17 protein-coding genes are annotated in these 22303 nt (G+C 53.6%); 3 read left to right on the top strand and 14 right to left on the bottom strand.

The features are described 5' to 3' along the window. Positions 1-137 precede the first annotated feature (137 nt). From ACYU87_RS03780 to ACYU87_RS03755, 6 genes are read right to left on the bottom strand one after another with little or no spacing between them, the layout of a single operon-like run. Entirely contained in the window at positions 138-839 is a 702-nt protein-coding gene (locus ACYU87_RS03780; protein WP_461132688.1) for an ABC transporter ATP-binding protein, read from the bottom strand. An 11-nt stretch (positions 840-850) separates the two neighbouring features. Then, positions 851-2203, bottom strand: a complete 1353-nt coding sequence (locus ACYU87_RS03775) for a DUF3526 domain-containing protein (RefSeq protein ID WP_461132687.1) — start codon at positions 2201-2203, stop codon at positions 851-853. Position 2204: 1 nt separating this feature from the next. Beyond that, a complete protein-coding gene (locus ACYU87_RS03770) occupies positions 2205-3650 on the bottom strand; it encodes an ABC transporter permease (RefSeq protein WP_461132686.1) in 1446 nt (481 codons plus the stop codon). An 11-nt stretch (positions 3651-3661) separates the two neighbouring features. After that, complete coding sequence (locus tag ACYU87_RS03765) at positions 3662-6106, bottom strand: TonB-dependent siderophore receptor (protein ID WP_461132685.1); 2445 nt, start codon at positions 6104-6106, stop codon at positions 3662-3664. A 21-nt stretch (positions 6107-6127) separates the two neighbouring features. Then, positions 6128-6568: a hypothetical protein gene (locus tag ACYU87_RS03760; RefSeq protein ID WP_461132684.1), complete on the bottom strand. Its 441-nt coding sequence runs from the start codon at positions 6566-6568 to the stop codon at positions 6128-6130. 41 nt (positions 6569-6609) lie between these two features. Next, positions 6610-6984: a MerC domain-containing protein gene (locus ACYU87_RS03755; RefSeq protein WP_461132683.1), complete on the bottom strand. Its 375-nt coding sequence runs from the start codon at positions 6982-6984 to the stop codon at positions 6610-6612. Between the two features lie 326 nt (positions 6985-7310). On the opposite strand from ACYU87_RS03755, the gene ACYU87_RS03750 reads away from it, so the two are divergent. The 3 genes from ACYU87_RS03750 to ACYU87_RS03740 all read left to right on the top strand — a co-directional run bounded on the left by ACYU87_RS03750 (position 7311) and on the right by ACYU87_RS03740 (position 11638). After that, positions 7311-7718 (top strand): PadR family transcriptional regulator, encoded by a 408-nt coding sequence (locus ACYU87_RS03750; protein ID WP_461132682.1) that lies wholly within the window; start codon positions 7311-7313, stop codon positions 7716-7718. Positions 7719-7756: 38 nt separating this feature from the next. Further along, positions 7757-10306 (top strand): PspC domain-containing protein, encoded by a 2550-nt coding sequence (locus ACYU87_RS03745; protein WP_461132681.1) that lies wholly within the window; start codon positions 7757-7759, stop codon positions 10304-10306. Between the two features lie 138 nt (positions 10307-10444). After that, positions 10445-11638 (top strand): hypothetical protein, encoded by a 1194-nt coding sequence (locus ACYU87_RS03740; protein ID WP_461132680.1) that lies wholly within the window; start codon positions 10445-10447, stop codon positions 11636-11638. Here the strand turns inward: ACYU87_RS03740 and ACYU87_RS03735 are convergent, their stop codons facing one another. The 8 genes from ACYU87_RS03735 to ACYU87_RS03700 all read right to left on the bottom strand — a co-directional run bounded on the left by ACYU87_RS03735 (position 11639) and on the right by ACYU87_RS03700 (position 22299). Continuing rightward, complete coding sequence (locus ACYU87_RS03735; protein WP_461132679.1) at positions 11639-12706, bottom strand: AI-2E family transporter; 1068 nt, start codon at positions 12704-12706, stop codon at positions 11639-11641. Positions 12707-12903: 197 nt separating this feature from the next. Continuing rightward, complete coding sequence (locus tag ACYU87_RS03730; protein ID WP_461132678.1) at positions 12904-14301, bottom strand: L-serine ammonia-lyase; 1398 nt, start codon at positions 14299-14301, stop codon at positions 12904-12906. 85 nt (positions 14302-14386) lie between these two features. After that, positions 14387-15142 carry an oxygenase MpaB family protein gene (locus tag ACYU87_RS03725; RefSeq protein WP_461132677.1) on the bottom strand — a complete coding sequence of 252 codons (756 nt, stop codon included), beginning with the start codon at positions 15140-15142 and terminating at the stop codon, positions 14387-14389. A gap of 222 nt (positions 15143-15364) precedes the next feature. Beyond that, positions 15365-16819: a phytoene desaturase family protein gene (locus ACYU87_RS03720; protein ID WP_461132676.1), complete on the bottom strand. Its 1455-nt coding sequence runs from the start codon at positions 16817-16819 to the stop codon at positions 15365-15367. Between the two features lie 84 nt (positions 16820-16903). Then, complete coding sequence (locus tag ACYU87_RS03715; RefSeq protein WP_461132675.1) at positions 16904-18616, bottom strand: hypothetical protein; 1713 nt, start codon at positions 18614-18616, stop codon at positions 16904-16906. A gap of 12 nt (positions 18617-18628) precedes the next feature. Next, positions 18629-19981, bottom strand: coding sequence for a DoxX family protein (locus ACYU87_RS03710; protein WP_461132674.1), 1353 nt, complete (start codon positions 19979-19981; stop codon positions 18629-18631). Positions 19982-20054: 73 nt separating this feature from the next. Next, positions 20055-20942 (bottom strand): cyanophycinase, encoded by an 888-nt coding sequence (locus ACYU87_RS03705; RefSeq protein WP_461132673.1) that lies wholly within the window; start codon positions 20940-20942, stop codon positions 20055-20057. Positions 20943-20958: 16 nt separating this feature from the next. Next, positions 20959-22299 carry a RagB/SusD family nutrient uptake outer membrane protein gene (locus ACYU87_RS03700; protein ID WP_461132672.1) on the bottom strand — a complete coding sequence of 447 codons (1341 nt, stop codon included), beginning with the start codon at positions 22297-22299 and terminating at the stop codon, positions 20959-20961. Positions 22300-22303 lie beyond the last annotated feature (4 nt).

The following is a 22303-nucleotide window of genomic DNA, read 5'->3' as shown; positions in this document are numbered from 1 at the left end:
ACGGCAAAGGTCAACTCCTTTTTTTAGAATACAGATCCGACTGTGCGTTTAGCCTGTATGGCTGTGAATTCGGTAATCACTTATGAGGCAGTTGATCGTACCTGGCTTCCGGTCATGGCAGCAATGCGTTGCCTGGTTCAGACGGTTTGCAGGTAGATCGCTTCGAGTTCGTTGGCAGTCAGATCGTTGGTGGACAGAGTTTGGATCAGGCGGCCCTGGCGCATGATGCCGATGTGGGTACCCACTTCTTTGGCCCGAAAAATGTCGTGAGTCGCCATCAGGATAGCCGCTCCGCTCGCACTCAATGTTCGGAGCAGATCGGAAAACTCATTGCTGGCTTTGGGGTCGAGGCCACTGGTGGGTTCGTCGAGCAGCAGTACTTTCGCCTGTTTGGCCAGGGCAATGGCAATGCCTACCTTCTGGCGCATTCCCTTCGAGTAAACACCTACTCGGTTCTGGTGCGCGTCAGGCGGCAAACCGGCCTGATTCAGGTACTGGCTTAGTTCGTTATCGCCGTACCGAAATCCGGCCAGTGCGGAGAAAAAACGGAGATTTTCCACACCCGTCAGGTGCGGATACAGCATAACCGTTTCGGGGAGGTAAGCCAGAAATTTCTTTGATTCCTGCGGGTGTTCAGCCACGCTCAGGCCGTTAAGAAGAGCCTCGCCGGATGTGGGTCTGACGAATCCTAAAAACAGGTTGATGGTTGTCGTCTTGCCTGCTCCGTTCTGGCCGAGCAGACAGAAAATTTCGCCCGGCCGAACGGTTAGATTAAGGTTGTTGAGCGAAGGAGGCAGGGTGGGCGCGTATTGTTTGGTCAGGTCGATGGCTTGCAGCATAGGTCTGGGTGTTATGGATTGAAAATCGTTTGCCGGAACCGGAACCAGCCTAGCCCGGCAAACAGGGCAGTGAACAGCAGGAGTGGCCCCAGAACAGCAATCGGGCTGATGGGGATAGTGTCGGCAAATGTTTCGATGGCAAAAGCGATCCACTTCTCCGCCGAAACGGGGGCATTACGGAAAATTTTAGGGTAGAAATACAGCCGCATTTTTTCGTGAAATCGGCCGGTATAGTCCAGAAAGCGAAGATGATTGCCCAGGCCCGACCGGGCCAGTTCGTTGAGTTGAAGCTGGGTGTGCAGCGTTGGTACGAACCGGGCAAGAATACGCCCGGCCGTCTCGCGCTGCTGTAGCTTGCGCCGGAGCTCGCCCGCCTGACCAGCCGACTCATCGTCGCCTACCTGTTGCATGGCATAGTACCAGCGCCAGTCGAAGGGCATATCGGCCACGGGCACCTGCCGGAACTGAGGGTAATGCGCGTAGAACTTTTCGACCGTTGCGGCCTTATCCATGTCCCATTTTTCGTGAACGCCTTTGCGCTGAGCCAACGTAGTGGCCTGGGCTTCCGGCACGGGATAGCGGATCAGCATGTAATTGTTGACCAGGGCCGGGATAACGATCAGCAGGGCCAGCCAGATACTTAGCAGCAGCATGGCATTGGTGCTGGACGACCGTTGCAACGAGGCTACCCAAAAACAGACGCTGAACCAGAACAGCACATACAACACCGACATAGTCAGAAACAACCCGAATGCGCTGTTCAACGGGATACCCAGCATGATAACGGCCAGCCCGCAGATGAACCCCAGAACCGACAGGACTACTACCAGACGAATGAAGAAAAGCTGGCTAACAAATCTGATCAGGTGCTGGCACTGCGTAGCGATGATGGCCCAGGTGCCATTCTCTTTTTCGGCCGAGATAATCGAATAGGTGAACGCAATGATCAGTAACGGAAACAGGTAGATCAGTACGAAACTGAAATCGACATTGCCCAACAGCAGATTGGCGGGGTTGGTCAGGTCGGCATCGTATTTCTGCCCCTCCAGCGCGCGAAGCGTAACGCTCTGCACCGACGCATTGATGTCGCGCTGCCCGATAGACAGGCCCGTAAGCGGCCGGGTGTGATTAATGACCGAGAATTTCAGGTAGTACAGTAGCAAACCAAGATCGTCGTGGTGCAGCGCAGCATTTCTTGGAAAATCCTGCCGTTGAAAAGCCGTGGCATCGGCTACGGCCTGCTGCTGCCGTTGATTGAATTGGTTGCCCACGAACAGGGAGACAAGACCGATCGTCAGCAGAAAAACGAGTCCGAGCCGAACCCCACCGGAACGAATGAAATTAGTGAATACAAGCCGGATCATGTTAGATTGCTTTTAAGGTTTTAGTCAATCGACCCGCAATGACTACCAGCAGCACCGACCAGAAGGCAAAGGCCAGCAGCGAAATGATTTCGTGCCGGAAAACGCTCGCCACTACCGGTGCCTGGTAGGTAAAATCGGGGATTTGCTGCCAGTATTTATGGTCGATCTGATACGGTTTGTCGGTCGGTCCCAGCTTCTTGTTGCTGATGTAGCGAATTTGCAGATCGTTTATGGTCTGGGCCATGTCATAACGGTACTGCTCAGCCTGCTGCTGAAAATCGACATAGCTGGCAAAGTCCGTTCCCGACAGCGCCATGGACAAATTCCGGATGGCTAGGTAGGGATTCAGGAATGCCATTGCTTTCGAGAAGCGGTTTTGCTGGTCGTAAATAGCCAGCAACTGATTGAAATGCTCGTTGTACAGGTGAGCACTGATTTTCTCGCCCTCGGCCATCACAAACCCGCTGTAGTTGATCGGCAGTTGCTGCACCGTAGCGACCTGATAAGCGGCCAGGAGTGAATCTTTCAGGGCTTTGTAATGCGGATCGTTAGGGTTGTGGCTATCGCCTTCCAGTAAGACATCGGCCTGAATGGCTGCCAGAAACCTTGCTTTTGAGGGGGCCGGATGTAGATAAGACCCCAAGGCCTGCGATGCCCTGGGTAGCACCAGCGTAAGCATCAGCCAGAGGCCAATGAGCGATACCAGGGCGGTTTTGGCTGTCTGGCTCCGGACCGATACCAGGACGGCGATGACGCAAAAGAAAGTCAGGTACAGAAAGTAAGCCAGCATCAGCAACACCAGCCGGATTGCCTGATCGGCGGTGAAAATGCCCCCCTGCAAGCTGAAACAGAGCAAACTGGTGGTCAGCACGACCGGGCCAAAAAGGGCAAGCATTACCGACACCAGGCCCAGGCTCTTGCCCGTAATGAGTTGTTGCCAGCTTACGCCCTGACTCAGGACCAGTTTCAGCGTACCCGTTTCGCGTTCGGTAGCTACCGTTCCGAAGCCCAGAAAAAACAGGAGCAGGGGCAGCAGGAGTTGCAGAATCATTGCCAGGCTGATCTCGCCAAACCGCAGCATCCCCGTCGAAAACCCCGCGTCCGAAAAGTTGACCGTATTCTGCTTGTGCGCTTCCAGAAAGAGGGTATTGCCCAGAAAATTCTCCATCCCGAAATCGAACACGCTTAGCGGGGCTTTCGGCCGGAACGCAAAATGACCGTAGTGAGCCATGCGGTGCGGGTGCTTGTCGGGGTTGCTCAACCAGTCGTGGCGGGCCTGTTGCTGGTACTTCTGGCCCATGGCGGTCTGCTGCTGAAAGGTCATCCAGCCAGCTATCGCGGCATAAACAAGCAGCAGACCAATACCGATGAGTAAGCCGAAAATGGCCCGGTTTTTAAAGGCGGTATCCCATACCTGGCGGGCAATCAGTCGTTCCGTTCGTAGCATAGGGCGTAAGATCAAAAGCGGTAGGTCATGGTCAGCATCGTATTGCGGGGGGCACCCGGAAACAAGCGCAGGTACGTTTGCGCCCCCGTCCAGTAGGTCTGGTTGGTTACGTTGTTGACGTTTAGTGCCACCTGGACATTGCTTTTCGCGGGGGTATAGTACAGCGCCAGGTCGACGGTGGTGTAGGCGGGTACCTCGAAGGCGCGCGTAAACCAGGGAATCTTGCTGCCACTGTACTGAAAACCCAGCCCGATACCCAGGTCGCTCAAGGGCGAATTGGCCGTAAAATTGTACCGCGTCCAGAGATTGCCGCTGTTGACGGGGGTGTTCTGTTTTCGGGCACCGATCAATGTTTCGTCGGCATCACTCAGGATGATCGCGTCGATGTAACTGTACGATGCATTGACCTGCCAGTTGGGTGTCAAGTAACCAGCCGCATCAACCTCAAAGCCCCGGCTGCGTTCGGCTCCGCGCGTTACCAGCCGATCGGGATTGGTCGGGTCGTTGGCATTCATGAGCAGATTGCGCTGGTTGATTTCATAAAGGGCCGACGTAACCCGGAGCCGTCCACCGGCCAGATCGGTCTTTACACCCACTTCTTTCAAATCACTCTCCAGCGGGTCGAATGTGCTGCCTGCCGGGGCTGCAACGGGTATCAGGGTTACCGTATTCGACTGAGGCTGGTAACCTCGCAGGTACGTGCCATACACGTTTACGCTCGGATTGACGGCATACGTCAGACCCAGCCGGGGTAGTAGCGCCGTTTTGGTGACGGTGATCGTACCGGGTGCCCCGTAGTTGGTTATGTCGTCGAACCATTCCTGTCTGAGCCCCGCCAGCAGCGTCAGCCGATTCCATTTGAGCTGTTCCTGTACGTAAATCGCCTGGGTTGTCGTTAGGGCAGGTTGCAGAGCCGTACGCACATTCAGCACATAATCGTCCACATTACGAATCGTATAGCTCGGATTGCTAAGGTCGAAGTGGTTGACATTGGGGCGGGGGAGTGTACTGCCCCCAACGGCAATGGTCTGGTAATTAGCTGCATTGGCGGGCACAAACGCAGCGGCCACTGTTCCGTCCTTGAGCAGGTAGCCACGGGCCGCATTTTGCCCGCCCCCTTTCAGTTTCTGCCAGCGGTGAAGATCGTACCCCACCAATAGTTTATGACTGACCTGGCCCGTGTTCAGGTCGACATTAAGGTAGCTGTTCAGGTTATCGACGTTCCAGAACTGCTTTCGCTGCACAAACTGCATGGCCGCCAGCGACGTAACGGGCTTTCCCGTCAGGTCGACCGCAAAGGCATTGGTAGTGCGGTGTTCCTGCAGATCTTCCGTCCAGGTTTGTTTCATGTACGCCGTGGTGAACGTAATCCGGTCGGTGAATTTGTGAGCGAGATTGCCTGTCAGGATCAACTCTTTCGACTTGAAGAAATCGTTCGGCGCGCCCAGATTCAGGCTAATGGGTGTACTGTTGAGGTCCGTTACACCCGCCGTGGCCCCGAAAATGGGTTGTCCCCGATCCAGGTTGCCCGTCATGTTGCTGACGATCAGTTCCGCATTGATGGACGTTTGCTTGTTGGGGACGTACGAGAAGGAGGGAGAAACTAAAAAGGATTTATTGCTGACCAGATCGCGGTAGCTGCGGGCTTCCTGATAAGCTCCGTTGATACGATACAGCAGGGTTTTGCTGTCGTTGAGCGGTCCCGTAAAATCCAGCGTTCCCCGAATGGTGCTGAAGCTACCTACGCTCAGGCTCACGTCCCGCCGGTTGGTCGCCAGCGGTTTTTTGGTCACCAGGTTGATACTCCCCCCCGGATCCACTGATGAAAACGAAGCACTGGCTGGTCCCTTGATAACTTCTACCCGCTCGATGTTGGTGGTCAGTGGTTGCAGAAAGTAGTACTGCCGGGTCCGCATCCCGTTGACGAGCTGGCCTTCTTCATTCTGACTGATACCCCGAATGGCGTATTGATTGTAGAAACTCGACGGAATGACCCCACTGACAATTTTTACTGCATCGGCCAGTTGAAATGCCTGTCGGTCAGCGATCAGTTCTTTGGTAACCGTGCTGATGGATTGCGGAATATCCTTGTTGAGGGCCGCAATTTTGGTGGCCGAAAACGAATACTCGCTCGTATAGTCACGCGCTGATCGTCCGACGACTTCAACGGTCTGTAATTCGCCCGCTTCGGGAACCAGTTCGATGGTCATTGGCCGGTCTGTGGCCCGAACCCGAGCGGTCTTATAGCCGAGGAACGATACGATAAGCGTTCCTCGGCCAGTTATGGAAAACTGTCCCAGCGTGTCGGTGATGGTACCTTTGTCGCTGTCGGGTAAGCGAACGGTGGCACCCGCCACCCGCTCGCCGGTAATGGCATCCGATACGGTACCTGAAATAGTCTGCGCCCGGAGATAAGAAGTAATGAGAATTAAAAAGAGGGTAATGACTTGTTTCATCGATAATTGGTTCGTTGATGACTAAATGGATTTCGTCACCGCATCCAGGCGGGACTGAATCTGCTGAATGGATTTCAGCGTTTCGTGCTGCAGATCGCGCATCTGTTCAGCGGGCAGATCTTTAAGCGTAGCATCGGTATGATGGTGATGTTCGCCATGTTCGTGGGTATGATTATGCGGCATACCAGGCACTTCAACCAGGTTTTCTTCCCAGTCGGCGAAAGCTGCTTTCAGACTGTCGAGGGTCGTGGCGCGGGCCTGAGCCGCGGCCGTTTTCTGAGCAGACAGAATCGTTTTGAGCGAATCGATTTGTTCGATTTGCGGCTCAACAACAGCCTGAATGTCAGTTGCTTGCTGGTGATACTGAGTGGCTTCGGCCAGCAGCGGGTCTTTCTTGTCCGATGGCGAGCAGGCTACCAAAATACTGGTCAGAAGGAGCGTATAAACAAATGGAGTCTTCATACGAAAGCTGATTAGTACTGATCGAAATGAGTAAGGCTGACCTAGTGCACATGGTGCGTGCGGCAATACCGGATGTTCGCCAGGTGCGTAATCACCAGGCCCAGCGAGGCTGCGTAGGCTACGTAGTCGAACCCTGGTATATCCTCCAGCCATAAGCCAAGGGCAAACAGTACCAGAAAACTCCAAAGTGCCAGGCGAATCAGCTGGGACGTATGCCGCGAAGCCGACCAGACGGCCACGATGTTGATGCCGATAAACAGATAATCCAGGCTTAAGAAACCAACTCGAAGCGTGTCGTGATTGAGCAGGGTGGACGTTAAGACCAGTACGGGCGTGATAAGGCAGTGAACAAGGCAGAGGACGGAGCCAGTGATACCGATGTAGTCTGCTTTTTGCCTCAATAAAGTGGTTTTCATAAAAAAACGGAGCGGTACGTCAGCTAAGGAGCGGTACCAACTAAAAGTTGAATATGCAACAATGTTGCAAATATGGGAAAATTTTACCGATCGTTGATCAATGGTCGCTGTTTTTGCTGCATTGTTATATAGTTTATTGCTATAGTCTTATTGGGGTTTTGTCGAATGCTCGAAAAAGCAAATGCGTGACGGTACTCATCACAAGCCATTCATCCCTATTTTTTGCCATCAATACCGGAATGGGAATAAAAATAGTAAGGTACCTTGCATCGCATAGTACCTTATTGTACCTTTGATTTAGGAAATTAACGAAAGCCAATACACCGATGAATATAGAAAACGCTCAGGTGCAAATGCGGAAGGGGATTCTGGAGTTCTGCATTTTGCATATCATATCGAGAGGTGAAATATATGCCTCTGATATGCTCGACGAGCTGACTTCCGCCCGGATCATGGTGGTAGAGGGTACCCTGTACCCCTTGCTAACCCGCTTGAAAAATGCCGGTCTGCTCGATTACAAATGGGTAGAATCTACGTCGGGGCCACCACGTAAATATTACATCCTGACGGATCTTGGCCGAAATTCGCTGGAGGCTCTCAACGATACCTGGCAGGAGCTTGCCGAATCCGTCAACTCGATTATCGGGAAAGTTGAGCTGCACAAAAAAATCACGAATGGTGCTGTGACCGTGTCGCCCTCCCCCGAACCAATTACTCCTCCAGCCAACACTTAACCTACTCTATCTTCATAAACCTGCAACGTCGGATCGCAATGAAAAAGACCATCAGTATCAATATTAGTGGCGTCATCTTTCATATCGAAGAGGATGGCTACGATAAATTAAAGAACTACCTGTCTACGGTTCAGCAATATTTCTCAACCTACGAAGACAGCCAGGAGATTGTCACGGATATCGAAAACCGGATTGCCGAAAAGCTATTGGCCAAACTGAAAGCCGCCGACAAACAGGTTGTCTCGCTCGATGATGTGAATGAACTCGTTGCGGCTATGGGGACGGTTGCGGATTTTGAGGCCGTAGAGGAAGAAGAAGTGCTGGTCACCAACGGCGGTCGGCATTCGGCCTCTTCGGCGGGAAGCGCGCAAACCCGAAGCAGTCAGGCGGGTGGGTCAGCAGGAGCCACATTTGCAACCCCACCTCCTAACCCCGGTGTGTATCAGGAGCCCCGGAGGCTGGTGCGCGATGTGCGCCGGAAAACCCTGGGTGGCGTCTGTGCCGGGCTGGCGCACTATTTCAACATGGATGTGGTGTGGGTACGGCTGATTTTTGTTGGGTTGTTTATTGGTCTACCGGCGCTAAGTGGAGCTTCTAATGGCCCGGATGGGTTTTTCGGCGGACTGAGCGGGTTCACGTTCATCGTGTACATTGCCATGTGGATTGCGCTGCCCGGCGTTGTAACGATTGAGGAAGATAAAACCGTCAAGAAGTTTTTCCGCAATCCCGAAGACAAAGTACTGGGGGGCGTTGCTTCCGGGATTGCCGCCTATTTCGGCATCGATACGGGTATTGTTCGCCTGTTGTTTGTACTGGGTATCGTATTCTTCGGCGTGGGTTTTCTGCTGTACATCGTTCTCTGGATGATTGCCCCAACGGCCAATACGCTTACCGAAAAGATGGAAATGCAGGGCCAGCCCATCACCCTGTTCAATATTGAAAACAGCATTAAACAAAACCTGAATATTAACGAAACTGCTACGAACGAAAGCGCCCTGACCCGAATTCTGCTGTTTCCTTTCCGGGCCATCGCCACGATTATTGGCGGACTTGGCCGCGCGCTGGGACCACTCCTGAACGGTGTTGTATCGCTGATCCGGGTGTTTGCGGGGGTCATTATGCTGCTGCTGGGCTTCTCGCTCATGATTGCCTGCCTTGCGTTTATTGGAGCCGCCATTGGCATATGGTCGAGTACGGCCATTGGCCCCGGTGGGTTTCCGACTGACCTGATTCGGGCCGACGTAACCCTTCCAACGGTGCTGTCGGCGGTGGTGGTGGGGCTTATTCCGGCCTTCGCGCTGGCGGTGCTAGGCATCATGCTGATCACCACACGCTCGGTTATTTCGACACGGACGGCCCTGACGCTGGGCGGCATCTGGCTGGTTGGTCTGGTCATCTTTGGGGGCACGATAACACCGTTGATCAGCAGTTTTCAGCGCCGGGGTACGGTTGAAGAAACCAAGGTGCTGAATGTGCCGGCCGCCGTACCGACGTTTGCGATCAATGACGTCGACTATGATAATGATAATTGGAATGATCGTCCGTCAATTGAATTGAAAGGGTACGAAGGATCAGTCCTGAATCTTGTTCAGACGTTTCGGGCGCAGGGCCGCAGCCGCGCCGATGCACAGGCCAACGCCCGGCAGGTTCGCTATGTTTATGTCATCCGGGATTCGGTGGTGCGGTTCGATAATTCGATGGAACTGTTGCCTAGAGCCCGTTTCCGGGCGCAGGATCTGGACATGGACCTGATGATTCCGTACGGTAAACCCTTCCGGATGACGGAAGACTTTGCCCGCTACATCCGGAACGAGTTTGGCGAACGGGAACTGGAACGGATGTCGTCCAGCCTCTGGAAGTTCACCAAAGAAGAGGGGCTGGCCTGTATCAACTACCCCCGCGAAAAAGACCGTGATGGTACGGATGAAGACAACGACGTAACGGACCTGACCGACGATGTACAAAGTGCCGTAGCCAGCGAACTCGGCGATGATTTCGACCGCATTGGTGACCATACACGCCAGTTCAACGTGACCGCCTTCTCGAAAGTAAATATTGCCGGTGCGTTTGTTGTCCGGTTCCGCAAGGGCGATACTTTTAAAGTTATTGCCGACGGTCGTGAGGACGACATGAGCGACATGGACGTTCGGGTGAACGGCAGCACGCTGGAGGTGAAAATTGACCGGCAGGGCGGCCTGTTCGACTGGAATAACCGCAAACGCGTCGGCCTGACCATTACCGTTCCGAACATCGACGAGCTGAAACTATCCGGTGCGTCCAAAGCCAGTCTTGTCGGTTTCGGTAATTATAAAAACCTGGATATTGACATGAGCGGTGCCTGCCGGACTGTTTTCGACGGATCGGTGGAGAAGCTGACCATCCAGTTGTCGGGTGCCTCCAATGCCGTGCTGCGGGGGCATGCCACCCAGTTAGACGTTGACCTGAGCGGAGCCAGTAAAATCGAAGCCACCGACATGAATGTTGGTAAAGCTTCGGTAGATGCCAGCGGAGCCAGTCACGCTACGCTGGGTCAGGTTGGTTCGCTGGATTCGGAAACATCGGGAGCCAGCAAAGTAACGCGTCAATAACGAGTATGTTAAACCGAAAATGGCTGTGAAGGGTGGGATAGTACCGGAATCAGACCGTTACTATCCCACCCTTCACAGCCATTTTTATACACTATTTCAATCAATCGGGTACCTACCCCAACTCACAGACCAGTGCCAATGTCTCGCATCGTTCAATACATACTATCGGCTGTTTTTCTAATTACTATCTCCACCGCATATGCCCAGCAACCCGACACCCTGTGGACGCGTCTGCTAAACGAAAATACCCTGTTGTTACAACCTAGCCCCACTGGTTTTACGGGTAAGGGCTGGGACCTGATCCAGGCAGGCGTTAAGGAGAATCAGCACGTTCTGATCGGGGAAGACCACTTCATGGCGGAAATCCCCTACTTCACGGAACAGGTACTGAAAACCACTTCGTTCAACACCTTTGCGCTGGAAGTAGACCCGTACATTGCCCGGATGCTTACCCAGAAGCTTGCGCAAACGGATACGGTGTTACTCAAGAAATGGGCCGTTCAGGCCGGACCCGCCCTGTCTTTCTATAGTTTGCAGGAGGAATTTCATATGCTTCAGGAAGCGAGCCGCAGGCATACGTCGCTGATTGGTCTTGACCAGGTTATGATGATGTCTGATCAACTGCTTTACGATGACCTGGCCCATAAGGCTACCCGCCCCCGTGTGCGTCAGCGTTATGCCGACATGGCCGAACGGGCTACCCTTTCGGCCATGAAAGCCGCTGCCGATCTGAGTCATCCCATGTACATGCAAAGTGCTGTATTCGAGCAGGACCTGGCCGATTTAGCAAAAGAGCCAATGACCGTTTCTGAAAAACAAACACTGGATGATATTCAATTGTCGGCCCGAATTTACAAGAGCCAGAGCCATGCCCTGCGGGTGCAGTTGATGAAACACCAGCTGATGGCGGCTTACGCGTCGGCCATAAAAGACAAGAAGGTACTGGTTAAACTGGGAGCCATGCACTGCGCCCGCGGGGAAAGCTACCTGACGGTTTATGACTGTGGAAATTTGCTCAGTAACCTTGCCGAAAGCGACTACAAAGGCACTTATCACATCGCTATTTTTGGCAAAAACGGAATCCAGGGAAGCCCCTTCAAGGCATTGCCGGAGCGTCCGCTCGATCCCGTCGATGGGGAACTGAAGTTCCTGAAACCTTTCTTCGAGGTCACACCAGGCGAGAGTTGGGTTGTCTTCAATCTGTTGCCCATTCGGAAAGCCCTGCAAAAGCAAAAGATCAACATCAATGATGTTGATCTTCGCCGGACAATTCTGGGCTACGACGCGCTAGTGATCTTTCCAACGGCGCATCCATCCCACAGTCTGAAGTAACTATTTCTTCAGGGCAACTTCTTTCGCTATTCGTTCCTGGGCCAGCGCGACTTCTTTTTCCTGACTCTTATTGTCCCGCTCGAATACGTTGATCAGTACAATAAAGTAGGAGAGAAGCAGCGGCCCGACGACCAGCCCCAGGATGCCGAAAATGGGAACCCCCAGTACAATGCCGGCCAGGGTTACAAGCGGATGGATGTCGCCCATGCGCTTGGCCAGCATAATCCGAAGCAGATTGTCAATGTTAATGATAACGACAACGCCCACGACCAGAATACCGATGCCCTGAGCCGTATTGCCCTGTGATAGCTGAATCAAACCGGCTGGCCCCCACACCAGTGGAGTGCCCAGTACGGGAATAAACGCCATGAAAAAGGCCACCGTTCCCCAGAATAAAGCATCCGGAACACCAAATACCCACAATGTGGCACCAGTCAAAAGGCCCTGTACAAAACTGACCAGTGCCTGTCCAAGTACGTTGGCATTGACGTTGTTTTTAAGGGATTCGCCGAGTTCTTTCTGGGTATCATATTTGAAAGGCAGGTACTTTTTAAGTCCTTTCTGAAAAGCGTCCTGTTGCACGAACATAAAATACAGCGTAAAGAACATCAGGCCGAGGATAACGATGAAGTCCAGTGCTCCCCCCGCCAGTGAAGGTAGTAGTCGGCTGGCATACGAACCGCCCTGCCGAAGAACCGTCTGAATGTTTTCCTGGCTGGTAATTTGATAACCCGTCAGTTCTTCGGCTTTCTTAGCCAGATTCAGAATATCTTCCGTGTGCTGGGAATAGTACTGAATGCGATCAATCAGCAGCAGGCTCAGCGTTAAAAAGGGCATGATGATCACCACGACGGAGAAAATAATGATAAGCGTCGTCACCAGCGGCCGACTCCAGTTTCGTTTGATGGCCAGCGCTGTAAACCAGGGCCGGAAAACTACGTAAAGAATCGCGGCTCCCAGAAAGGCCGATATGTAGCCGCTCAAGCCGAAAATGATGAAGCCTGCAATAACAATCAGGCTTGTAATGAGCAGAATACGTTGCTGCTGGGGTGTATATATATTAGTCATGATGTAGTCCGTGCTAGACTGTGTTAGTAAGCGTATGCATTGAAAAAGTAGTAAATACCACCAATTGTTTAAAGCAATCGACCGGGGGAACAAAAAGAAAGCGGGGGTGAAAAAGAGAAAGGCGTAGTGCCAGCCTTCTTTTTCACCCCCGCCAGGTCGATTCTTGGCGCCTGTCAGAAATAGCGCGGTATAAGTACCTAGCACTCGGTGGCACTCAGGGCCAGTCCGGCCTCCGACGTTTCTTTGTATCTGGTCGACATATCACGGCCGGTGGCTTTCATAACCTTGATGACCGCATCGAGCGAAATTTTCTGGAATGATGCGGCTCCCGATGTCGCCAGCAAATAAGCATTGTAGGCCTTCACCGCTCCCATGGCATTGCGCTCGATACACGGAATCTGCACGTAGCCTCCAATGGGGTCGCAGGTCATACCAAGGTGGTGCTCGATACCGATTTCGGCTGCGGCTTCGATGGGGCCAATATCACTGACCGACTGGGCACAACGGGTCAGAAAAGCCGCCCCCATCGCCGAAGCCGAACCGATTTCGCCCATGCATCCCATTTCGGCTCCCGAAATGCTGGCGTTGTGCTTGATCAGAAAACCAATAACGGCTGCCGCCAGCATACCCGTCCGCATGGTTGCTCGGTCGTACTGAAAATGATGTTTGGCCAGGAAAGTCAATCCCGGAATAACGCCCGACGCGCCCGAGGTCGGGGCCGTAACAACGATGCCACCGGCCGCGTTTTCTTCTGATGCGGCTAGGCAGTAAGCGTTCAGGAAAATGAGGAAACTGTCTGAGCGGAGGTCCGCCCCCGGATGACTCATAGCTTTGGCCTGCTGGAATAAAATGGGTGCTTTGCGGCTCAGCCTGATATTGCCGGGCAGTACACCCTTCTGTTTCAGGCCCCGCCGGATGGCCTTATGCATAAAATCCAGGATCCGGTCGAGCCGCTGGTTCACGTCTGTGCGGCTCCGGTTAGTCAATGCCATTTCATTCGCCATCAACAGTTCATCCAGCGAAATGGCATTGGCGGTAAGCTGCTCTTTCAGCTCGGCCATCGTGCTGTAGGGGTAGGGCACGTTATAGGTGTTAGCGCTGGCTTCGGGTTCGCCTTTGCGAATGATGAACCCGCCCCCAATCGAATAATATTCTTCTTCGGCCAATACCTGATCACCTGCCGTTAGCTTGAGCACCATCGTGTTGGCGTAGGGAGAATCGTACCGTTTCCGTTCGAAATGAATGTGCGATGCGCCGACATCAACCGAGCGATCACCCATCGAAACGGGATACGATACCACTGGGTCGCGTAACAGATTCAGCATTGCAACGGGGTCCGTCGTTTCGGGTTGCCAGCCCAGCAAACCCGCCACCACGGCGCGGTCGGTTCCGTGCCCTTTGCCGGTTGCGCTCAACGAACCATACAAATAAACATGAATCGCATCAGCCTGTTGCTGGACATCAGCCGGAAGTTGAGCCAGCCGCTGCCGGAAATCAAAGGCCGCCTTCATCGGGCCAATGGTATGCGAACTGGACGGACCCGGCCCGACCTTGAACAGGTCGAAAACAGACGTAGTAATGGGTAATGTCGTCATGCTGATGAAGTTGAGATTGATGGTGTGCGATCGGGCCACGCTGACTCGGCCTTACGCCGTCGTCTGTAAACCTACTACGGTAAACTTACCTGTCCAAACCCCGGATTTGCTCCAGATAGTCTGTTGGCAGCAGTACGCGCTGAACGACGGAGCGAAGACCAAGCGCATTCAGCACTTTGTATAGCCCAATCGTGTGCGTCAGGAGGGGTTTTTGGGGTAAGGACAGTCGTTGACTCACCTGTTTAGGCACCAGAACGGCCTGCGCTTGCCGGAGCAGATCGTACCGCCAGCTACCCAGCTGTTCGCGGTACCGCTGAAATAGCTTATCCGTAAACTCACTGCGCACCAAATCGCGGTTCAGATGGGCTTCCCGGTCGATTTTCCAGTCGGCGTAATTTGTCGGCAGATCAGGAACGTGCATGCCCGCACCCACTTCCCGAAAGGTAGCAAACACATCTTCCTGCTCAACATCAGTCAGGGGTCGGTGAAGAGTTTCGAAAGCGCGTATCGAGTAGTCGATCAGCATGTACAGAACATCCCGGTAGGCCCAATCGGGGATCTGATAGCCGCGCTTCTGCTCAACACTCCCATGAATGGCGCTCATACGGGCAATGGCCTGCCGGGATTTCTCATCGGAAGAAAAGACAATATCCTGCGCGTAGCGGACCGTTGAAAAGAGTCGGGCTATGGGATCAGCCGGGAGTTTACCCGTGAAAAACAACCAGTCTACCGCCCGGTTCAGGGCAAACTCGGCGGCTGAACCGGCAAAAACCAGAAGAATTACATCGGCGTCACCCCAAATCTGGCGAGTAATGGAGCCGGGTTTAACAAAAAAAGACATCGTTTACTGATCTCGGAAATCATGGGTGATTCACTTTTTTCGGGCAGCCATATGAGCGAAAACAGCCTGTCTAAAAAAGGATCAATCCATACAAGGATAAGACAACAAATTCAACGTGTCAGTTCTTTCGCTTAGTATCTTCTGTATCATTCGGGGCGGTCGGTTGGCGGTTGCTATAACCCGTGTTGAGCCATCTGCCAGAGGGCTGAAGCTACCGGTTTCTTAGGTCGTTACCAGCGTTATTGGAACCGGAAGGCCAAATCCTTCGCGCAGGGCTACCCGAGCCGCATGGTAGCCGCACATGCCATGCACTCCGCCACCGGGAGGGGTAGCCGACGAACAGATAAACAGGCCCGGCGCGGATGTTTTGTAAGGCGATAAACTGACTACCGGACGCGTGTATAACTGCCCAATGTCAATGATCCCCCCGTTGATGTCGCCCCCGATGTAGTTCGGGTTGTAGGTTTCCATTTGAGCGGTGTTCATCGTATGCCGATCCAGAATCCGGTCCCTGAAGCCAGGTGCGAACCGTTCTACCTGCTGCTCGATAACCTGGGTTCGGTCTACCGTCGACCCGTTTGGTACGTGGCAATACGCCCAGGCCGTATGGTTGCCCTCGGGGCTGCGGCTGGCGTCGAACAGGCTTTGCTGGGCTAACAAAATGAAGGGTTTATCGGGATGTTTACCTGACGAAGTAGCCTGTTCGGCATCCGCGATTTCCTCGAACGTGCCGCCGAGGTGAATGGTCCCGGCTGCCCGGCAGTCGGGTGCCGTGAACGGAATCGGGCCATCCAGCGCCCAGTCAATTTTAAAGACGCCCATGCCATAGCGGTAGTGCTCCAACTGCTTGCGGTACAGCGCTGAAAACCGGTCGCCGGCAATGCTGAGCAATTGCCGGGGGGTAACATCGAACAGAACAACCCGCGTGGGCGGAATGTCTTTCAGCGACTGGACTAGCTGCCCCGTTTCAATTTTTCCGCCGATGGATCGAAAATAGGACGCCAACGCATTGGCTATGGTCTGTGAACCTCCTTTGGGAATCGGCCAGTCGTAGAGGTGCCCGGCCGTCATCAGCACCAGCGCAATAGCCGAGGTGGTCAGGTTGCTCAACGGCTGAATGGCGTGAGCCGCCATGCCCCCAAAAAGTCCGCGTGCCTCTTTTGTTTTGAACCGTTTGACCAGCTGTGTGACAGGTAAAAGTGCATCCAGTCCAAAACTAGCCATATTGATCGGGTGCCTGGGGAAACGTAGTGGCCCCAGAATATCGGGAGCCATCGTCGGCCAGTCCCGAACGATAGGCTCCATCAGCTTCCGGTAGGTCTGTTCATCAATACCCAGCGATTGAGCTGTTTCGGTCAGCGACCGCCGGAGGGCAGCGGCCGTGCCATCATCGAACGGGTGGGCAGCTGCCAGCGTCGGGTTAATAAATTCCAGACCGTGTTCGGCCAATGGCAAAGCCCGAAAAAAGGGGGAACCAACCGCCAGTGGATGAATCGCCGAACAAATGTCGTGCACGAAGCCGGGCTGGGTCAGCTCGGCCGAACGAAGCCCCCCGCCAATCGTGTCTTTGGCTTCCAGCACCATGACCGACAGACCCGCGCGTTGCAGGGTAATGGCCGCACTCAGACCGTTTGGACCCGAGCCGACAACCACGGCATCAAATTCAGGATTAATCATTTAATTGGAGTAGGAATCAAGCCTATAACAGCCGTTTGCGCCGTAACCGTTCCGATTGAGGTATGATCTAGTCCGGGCCTTCGTCTAATACGTGCCCGCATTCAGCGTGCTTTTCGACAAGGCATACTGGCGGTTAATTCGGTCCAGCACGATATAAACGGAATCTTTGTTTTCATTGATGCCCGTCAGTACCACGCGCGATCCGTCGGTTGTCTGGTAGTTGAGTATCATTCGTTTACGGGTTCCGTCTTCCTGCCGGGCTTCGGACTGTATGCCTTTGGTGCGCCGGGTTGTGCGGGCCACAGACTCAATTTTTGTGTCCTCCGGGCCAATGTGGGCCAGTGCTGAAGCGGGAATCCAGGATTCGGCGGGTTTGCCTGAGGTTGCCGTTGATTTCGGTGTTTGTTTCTTTTTAGCAGAATCCTCGCTACTTTCTCCACCTTCACCCCGCCGACCGGTAGCAGGCCGGTATTTATCCTGCAAGTACAGTGTCTGACTGATCGGGTCGGCATCGTAATAAAATACCCGCTGACCACCGGCTACCCCCGTTAATTCGAACGTTCGGTTCAGGTCGCGCATGGGGGAGCCGCCCCCGTTGGAGAGGTCAAGCGGGACAGCCCGATTAACCCTGAACGTGAGCGTCGACCAGTTTTCGAACGTGGCTTCCTGCCACCGAACGGAGTCTACTGGTGAATAGGGAATCTCGCGATTGTTAAGTTTGAATGCCGTCACGGCATAATTGCCTCGCAATTCGCGAACGCCTTTCTGAGCGGGTTGTTTATACGGATCGTACCGGAAATTGACGTATTGAATCCAGAAGAGAAGAACCAGGAAAATGCCAATGGTAGCGGTTTTTAGCCCGATGCGCGCCCCCTGCTGCCAACCCGTAAACGACGGGTAATAATGAACCGGAATGGTGCGTTGTTCGCGAATCAGCAGGGAATACAGATCCCGGATGTAATAGACCAGTAGGAACCCTGACAACACCACGAAATAGGAACTGTAGCCATGTACGCCCCCATCATAAGCCAGATTGACGTAGACAATGTCGGCGAGTGCGCCAAATAATAGAACGGCTCCCCAGAACGTGGTGGCCCGGAAAAACAAAAGCGCTCCGGCCAGTACTTCCACAACGCCCGTAAACACCTCATACCAGGGCACAATGCCAATGGAAAGCCAATAGATCTTCTGCGCCGTAAGGTCGCCGAAGTTGGTATTCAGCAAGCCGAGCGACGGGTACGGCAACTGAGTGGGTAATAGTTTGGTAAAGCCAAAACCAATGATACCGATGCCCGCCCGGTAGCGAACCACCACCCGAAGCCAGTAGTAGAGCCAGTTATAGTTGCTCGGCTCAGTCCGGCGGAGGGCAACAACGGCCGTCCAGATCAGGCCTACCACAGCAGAAACCAGCAGAATAAAAACCCATTCCCCGTAGCCCAGCCACGCGGGCCACCAACTTGCCCGACCCAGTAGGTTCGGCTGAAAACGGGCCACGTCATAGAGGTCGCGGTAGTGCAGATGCAGCCAGTCGAGGGAAGCTATGTTCTTATACCAGCTCGCATTGGTTGGTATAGACATGACAATAAAGAATACAAACGCTATGCGGAAGGCGATTTTCTGGCTTTGTGTCCAGTCCGGATAGCGACCTTTCTCGGGGTTAGTAAGGGGTACTCTGGTCGTTGCCGACGAACCGTCAGGAGTCGCTGGTGGCCTGGCTGCGGGTTGGGTAGTGGTCAGTTCTTCGGGCGAAACCAGGCCTGAGTCTAACCGTTCGGGAGTGCTATTCGGGAGTGCCATTGTTTTGCGTAATTAAAGCGTAAGGGTTCCCCGGCGACCGGCTTTGGCAGCCTCGTTCAGCAGGTACTTCTTGTTAAGTTTGTCTAAAACCACGTACACGGAATCACGACTTTTGTTTAGTCCCGACAAGACCAGCTGATTGGGTAGCTGCTGGTAGTGTAATGTCAGCGTTTCGTTTGGGTAGTGCGGATTACGATTTGTCAGCGTTAGTACGTGTTTGGTCGAGTCGATCTGGTAGCTGTAATAGTGGCGGCCCGTTGTACCCGCCTGCTCGTAGGTTCGATTGGCATCATCAACCTGAATCTGTTCGGTATTGGCCTGATTCGGAATGACCGGCCGGTTCGACTTAATACTGATTGTGTTCCAGGTTTCAAATACAACATCCTGCCAGCGTACCGAATCGGTTTTAGAGTAGGGGAGGGTTTGGCCAGCCAGCTTAAACAACTGAACATCATACACGCCAGCGGCTCCGGGCAAACCCGGCGTTTGAGGAAACGGGTACGGTCCTGTTTTGTAGGCTGCGTACGTTTTGTAGCCGTAAAGAAACACGGCAAAAAAGATGAAACTGCTTTTGAGGGCCAACCGACCGTAGCGTTGCCAGGTTTCGGTCAATACCGGCCTGAAGCGATTAGGCAGGGCGGGGCGCTCCAGCGAAACCAGCCGGAACAGGCGGATCGCATCGAAGGAGAACAAGAATAGGGCAAACGTAATGAGCAGGAAACTATACACGTGTTCGCCCCCTTCATACGCCAGATTAGACATGAATACATTACCCAGAAATGGGATGATAATCAGCGTGCCGATGGTGGTTGTTTTGCGATTAAGCAGCAGCAGTGCGCCCAGAATTTCGACGAGACCCAGGAAGGATTCGTACGAAGGCGTAATGCCCAGACTAAGCGAGAAAAGCTTCCAGGCTGTAAATTCCCCGTACGGTGTGTTGAGGTTACTGAGCGATGGAAACGGGGCCTGCATGGGGAACAGTTTTATAAACCCATAGGCGAGCATAGCCACCGCCAGCCGATACCGGACAATGACCCGGAGCCAGTAATACAGTTCGTCGTAAGCTGCGTGTTTCCGATCCCGAATGGTCCAGATTGCTGTGCCTACCAGCGCGATCAAGGCGACAACGGCCCAGTTCACGAACGTATCGACTGGGCCAAAAAAATGGGGAGCGTACCGTGCCAGATTGAACAGATCGCGGTAGTAATGGGCTCCCCAGTCGATGGAGAATAGGTTTCGGTAGAATTGCCAGTCGAGGGGAATTGCCTGAATCAGGAAATAGATAAAGACGAAGCGAAAGATTATTTTCTCCCCTCTGGTCCAGGCTGGAGCCGATTCAATTGATGTAGCCGAAGGTAATGACATATCTAATTAAATTCTATGGAATAAATAGAATAATAAGGATGCATTTTAGACTTCTCAGTAAAATGGCCTCAACTCACTTTGCCGGCTCGTTGGGCCGTGGTGGTTGCTGGCTAATTACGTTGCGGGCTTTCAGATCAAATTTCTGGCCTTTGCCTAGAAAATAAAACGGCCCTCCGCTGCTGTTCTGGCCCGATGGATATTTAGTGCTCTTAGCGATCTGTCCGGCTTCGTAAATACCTACGTAGGAGTTGCCGATCACGTCGAAGGTGTTTTGCTGAACCACAATGGCGGTGCTTTCATCAATGGCAATGCCCAATAGCTCGGGTCTGGCTTTGATCACCTCGATGAGATCGAATTGACGATTCCGGCGCAGAAAGTGCTGGTCGATGGTTACGTTGTGCATAAAATCCAGCCCCTGGGTATGGTCGCCGATCATAATCGAATTGCCTTTGGTATCGCCCCGTACCAAAAACGAGCCCAGGATGGTAGCGCCTGCCGATGTACCGCCAATGACGCCACCCCGACTCAATACGGCGTTGAACTCCTTGTGGGCCAGTGTATTCAGGTACGAGTCGGCCAGCCGCCAGTGCCGTCCGCCCACAAACCAGACGCCGGTAGCGTTGCGCAACGGAGCGACAAACGATTCCTGATTGGCAACTTTTGGGTCGCGGGTGTGCAGGACGGTAATGTTTTTAACCCCCAGGCTAAGCAGTTTTTCCTTTTCGCGCGGAGTGCTGTTCGCCGATGAATCGTCGCCCGCTGTTGGGATAATAACAATGCTGGCCGCGGCTGGTCCACCCGCTAGGTCAATAAACCGATTCCAGAGTTCGGGGCCCATAGTGCCCCCGCCAACAATAACAAGCGCCCCTTTCTCCGGTCCTACGGTCTGGGGCGTTTGGGCCGAAAGCTGACCTGTGAGGAAGGCCAGCAGAAGGAGAGAGAATACAAATGGCTTTTTCATAATAAATGGACCTGATTTAATACCCTTGATTCTGTGTTAAGGCTTTATCGGCCAGGATTTCACTATTCGGGATGGGCAAGACGTATTTACTGGCATCGGTAATGCCCAGCACGGCAGCTACCCGGCCCGTCCGGATCAGATTGAACCAGCGGTCGGCTTCGAATGGAAACTCGACCTGCCGCTCCGTTTCAATAGCCAATAATAAAGCTTCTTTCGTAACGGCCTGCAATGCGGGGACGGCTGCCCGATCCCGAACGGCATTCAGATCGGAAAGGGCGGCCGTTGTCTTACCAAGTTGCGCCCGCGCTTCGGCCCGAATCAGGTACAGCTCGGCAATGCGAATGACATAGGCCGGATCGGTGCCGAGCGGGATTCGGTAATACAGTTTGCCGTACCACAAATTACCCGGCGGGCTCGTCTGGGCAATCAATTCTTTCCGGTTGCCGCCCACATTCGGATCGTTGAGGAGGGCCACGAGCTTGTCGTTGGGTGCCCACTCCCGTCGGCCGCTGAGGGCTGGCGGTAACCACCAGTTGTAATGACCATTTTTAAACGAGTTACTGTAGGCGATCTCGAAGACTGATTCGGGCGTGGCTATCGCGTTGTTCGCAAAAAAAGCGTTGTATGGTTTGGCCAGTTTGTAGTTTGTATCATCGATGAGTTTGCCGGCGTAAGTTTCTGCCTGATCCCACTCCTGACGGTACAAATGGTAGCGTGCCCGCAACGCCCAGACGGTTTTCCGGGTGACTTTGTTTCGGTTGGTCGTAGCGCTCAATAACGGTTCGGCCGCAGTCAGGTCCTTGAGTACCTGGGCATAGGTGTCGTCGGCACTTCCGCGGCTAATACCCGTATTGTCGGATGGCGTACGGGTTGCTTTCAGAATTGTCTGCACACCGCCCCAGCCTCGGACCAGGTCAAAGTACGACAGGGCTCGCAAGGCATAAGCCTCGCCCTGAATCTGGTTTTTCCGGTCGGCGATCAGGAGGGGATCGGTGAGATTGGGTACGGTTTCCAGCAGGTAGTTGGCCTGGAGAATGGTCCGGTAAATAGCTGACCAGGCTGAGCCGACGTAGCTATTATCGGCCGTTAATTTGCGGGATGTTATCTCCTGGGGGGCTCCCTGCGAACCTGTCCATTGGATATCGCCCCCCGATAAATAAGCCAGCGCCTGAAAGTTGGAGCCATAATAGCCATCGCTACCCAGACGATTGTACAACCCATTTAACGCAGCTTCGGCGGTACTGGCATTGGTTATGGCCTGCGATTCATCGACTTGTAGTTCAGGCTGCACATCCAGGAAGGATTGGCAACCCGTGAGCAGAAGAAAAAAGGGAACTAGTTTAACTGTCAGTTTCATGGTG

The sequence above is a fragment of the Spirosoma lituiforme genome, from assembly GCF_054776635.1.
Note: the sequence above shows the minus strand (reverse complement) of the source record. Positions and strands in the feature narration are given on the sequence as shown.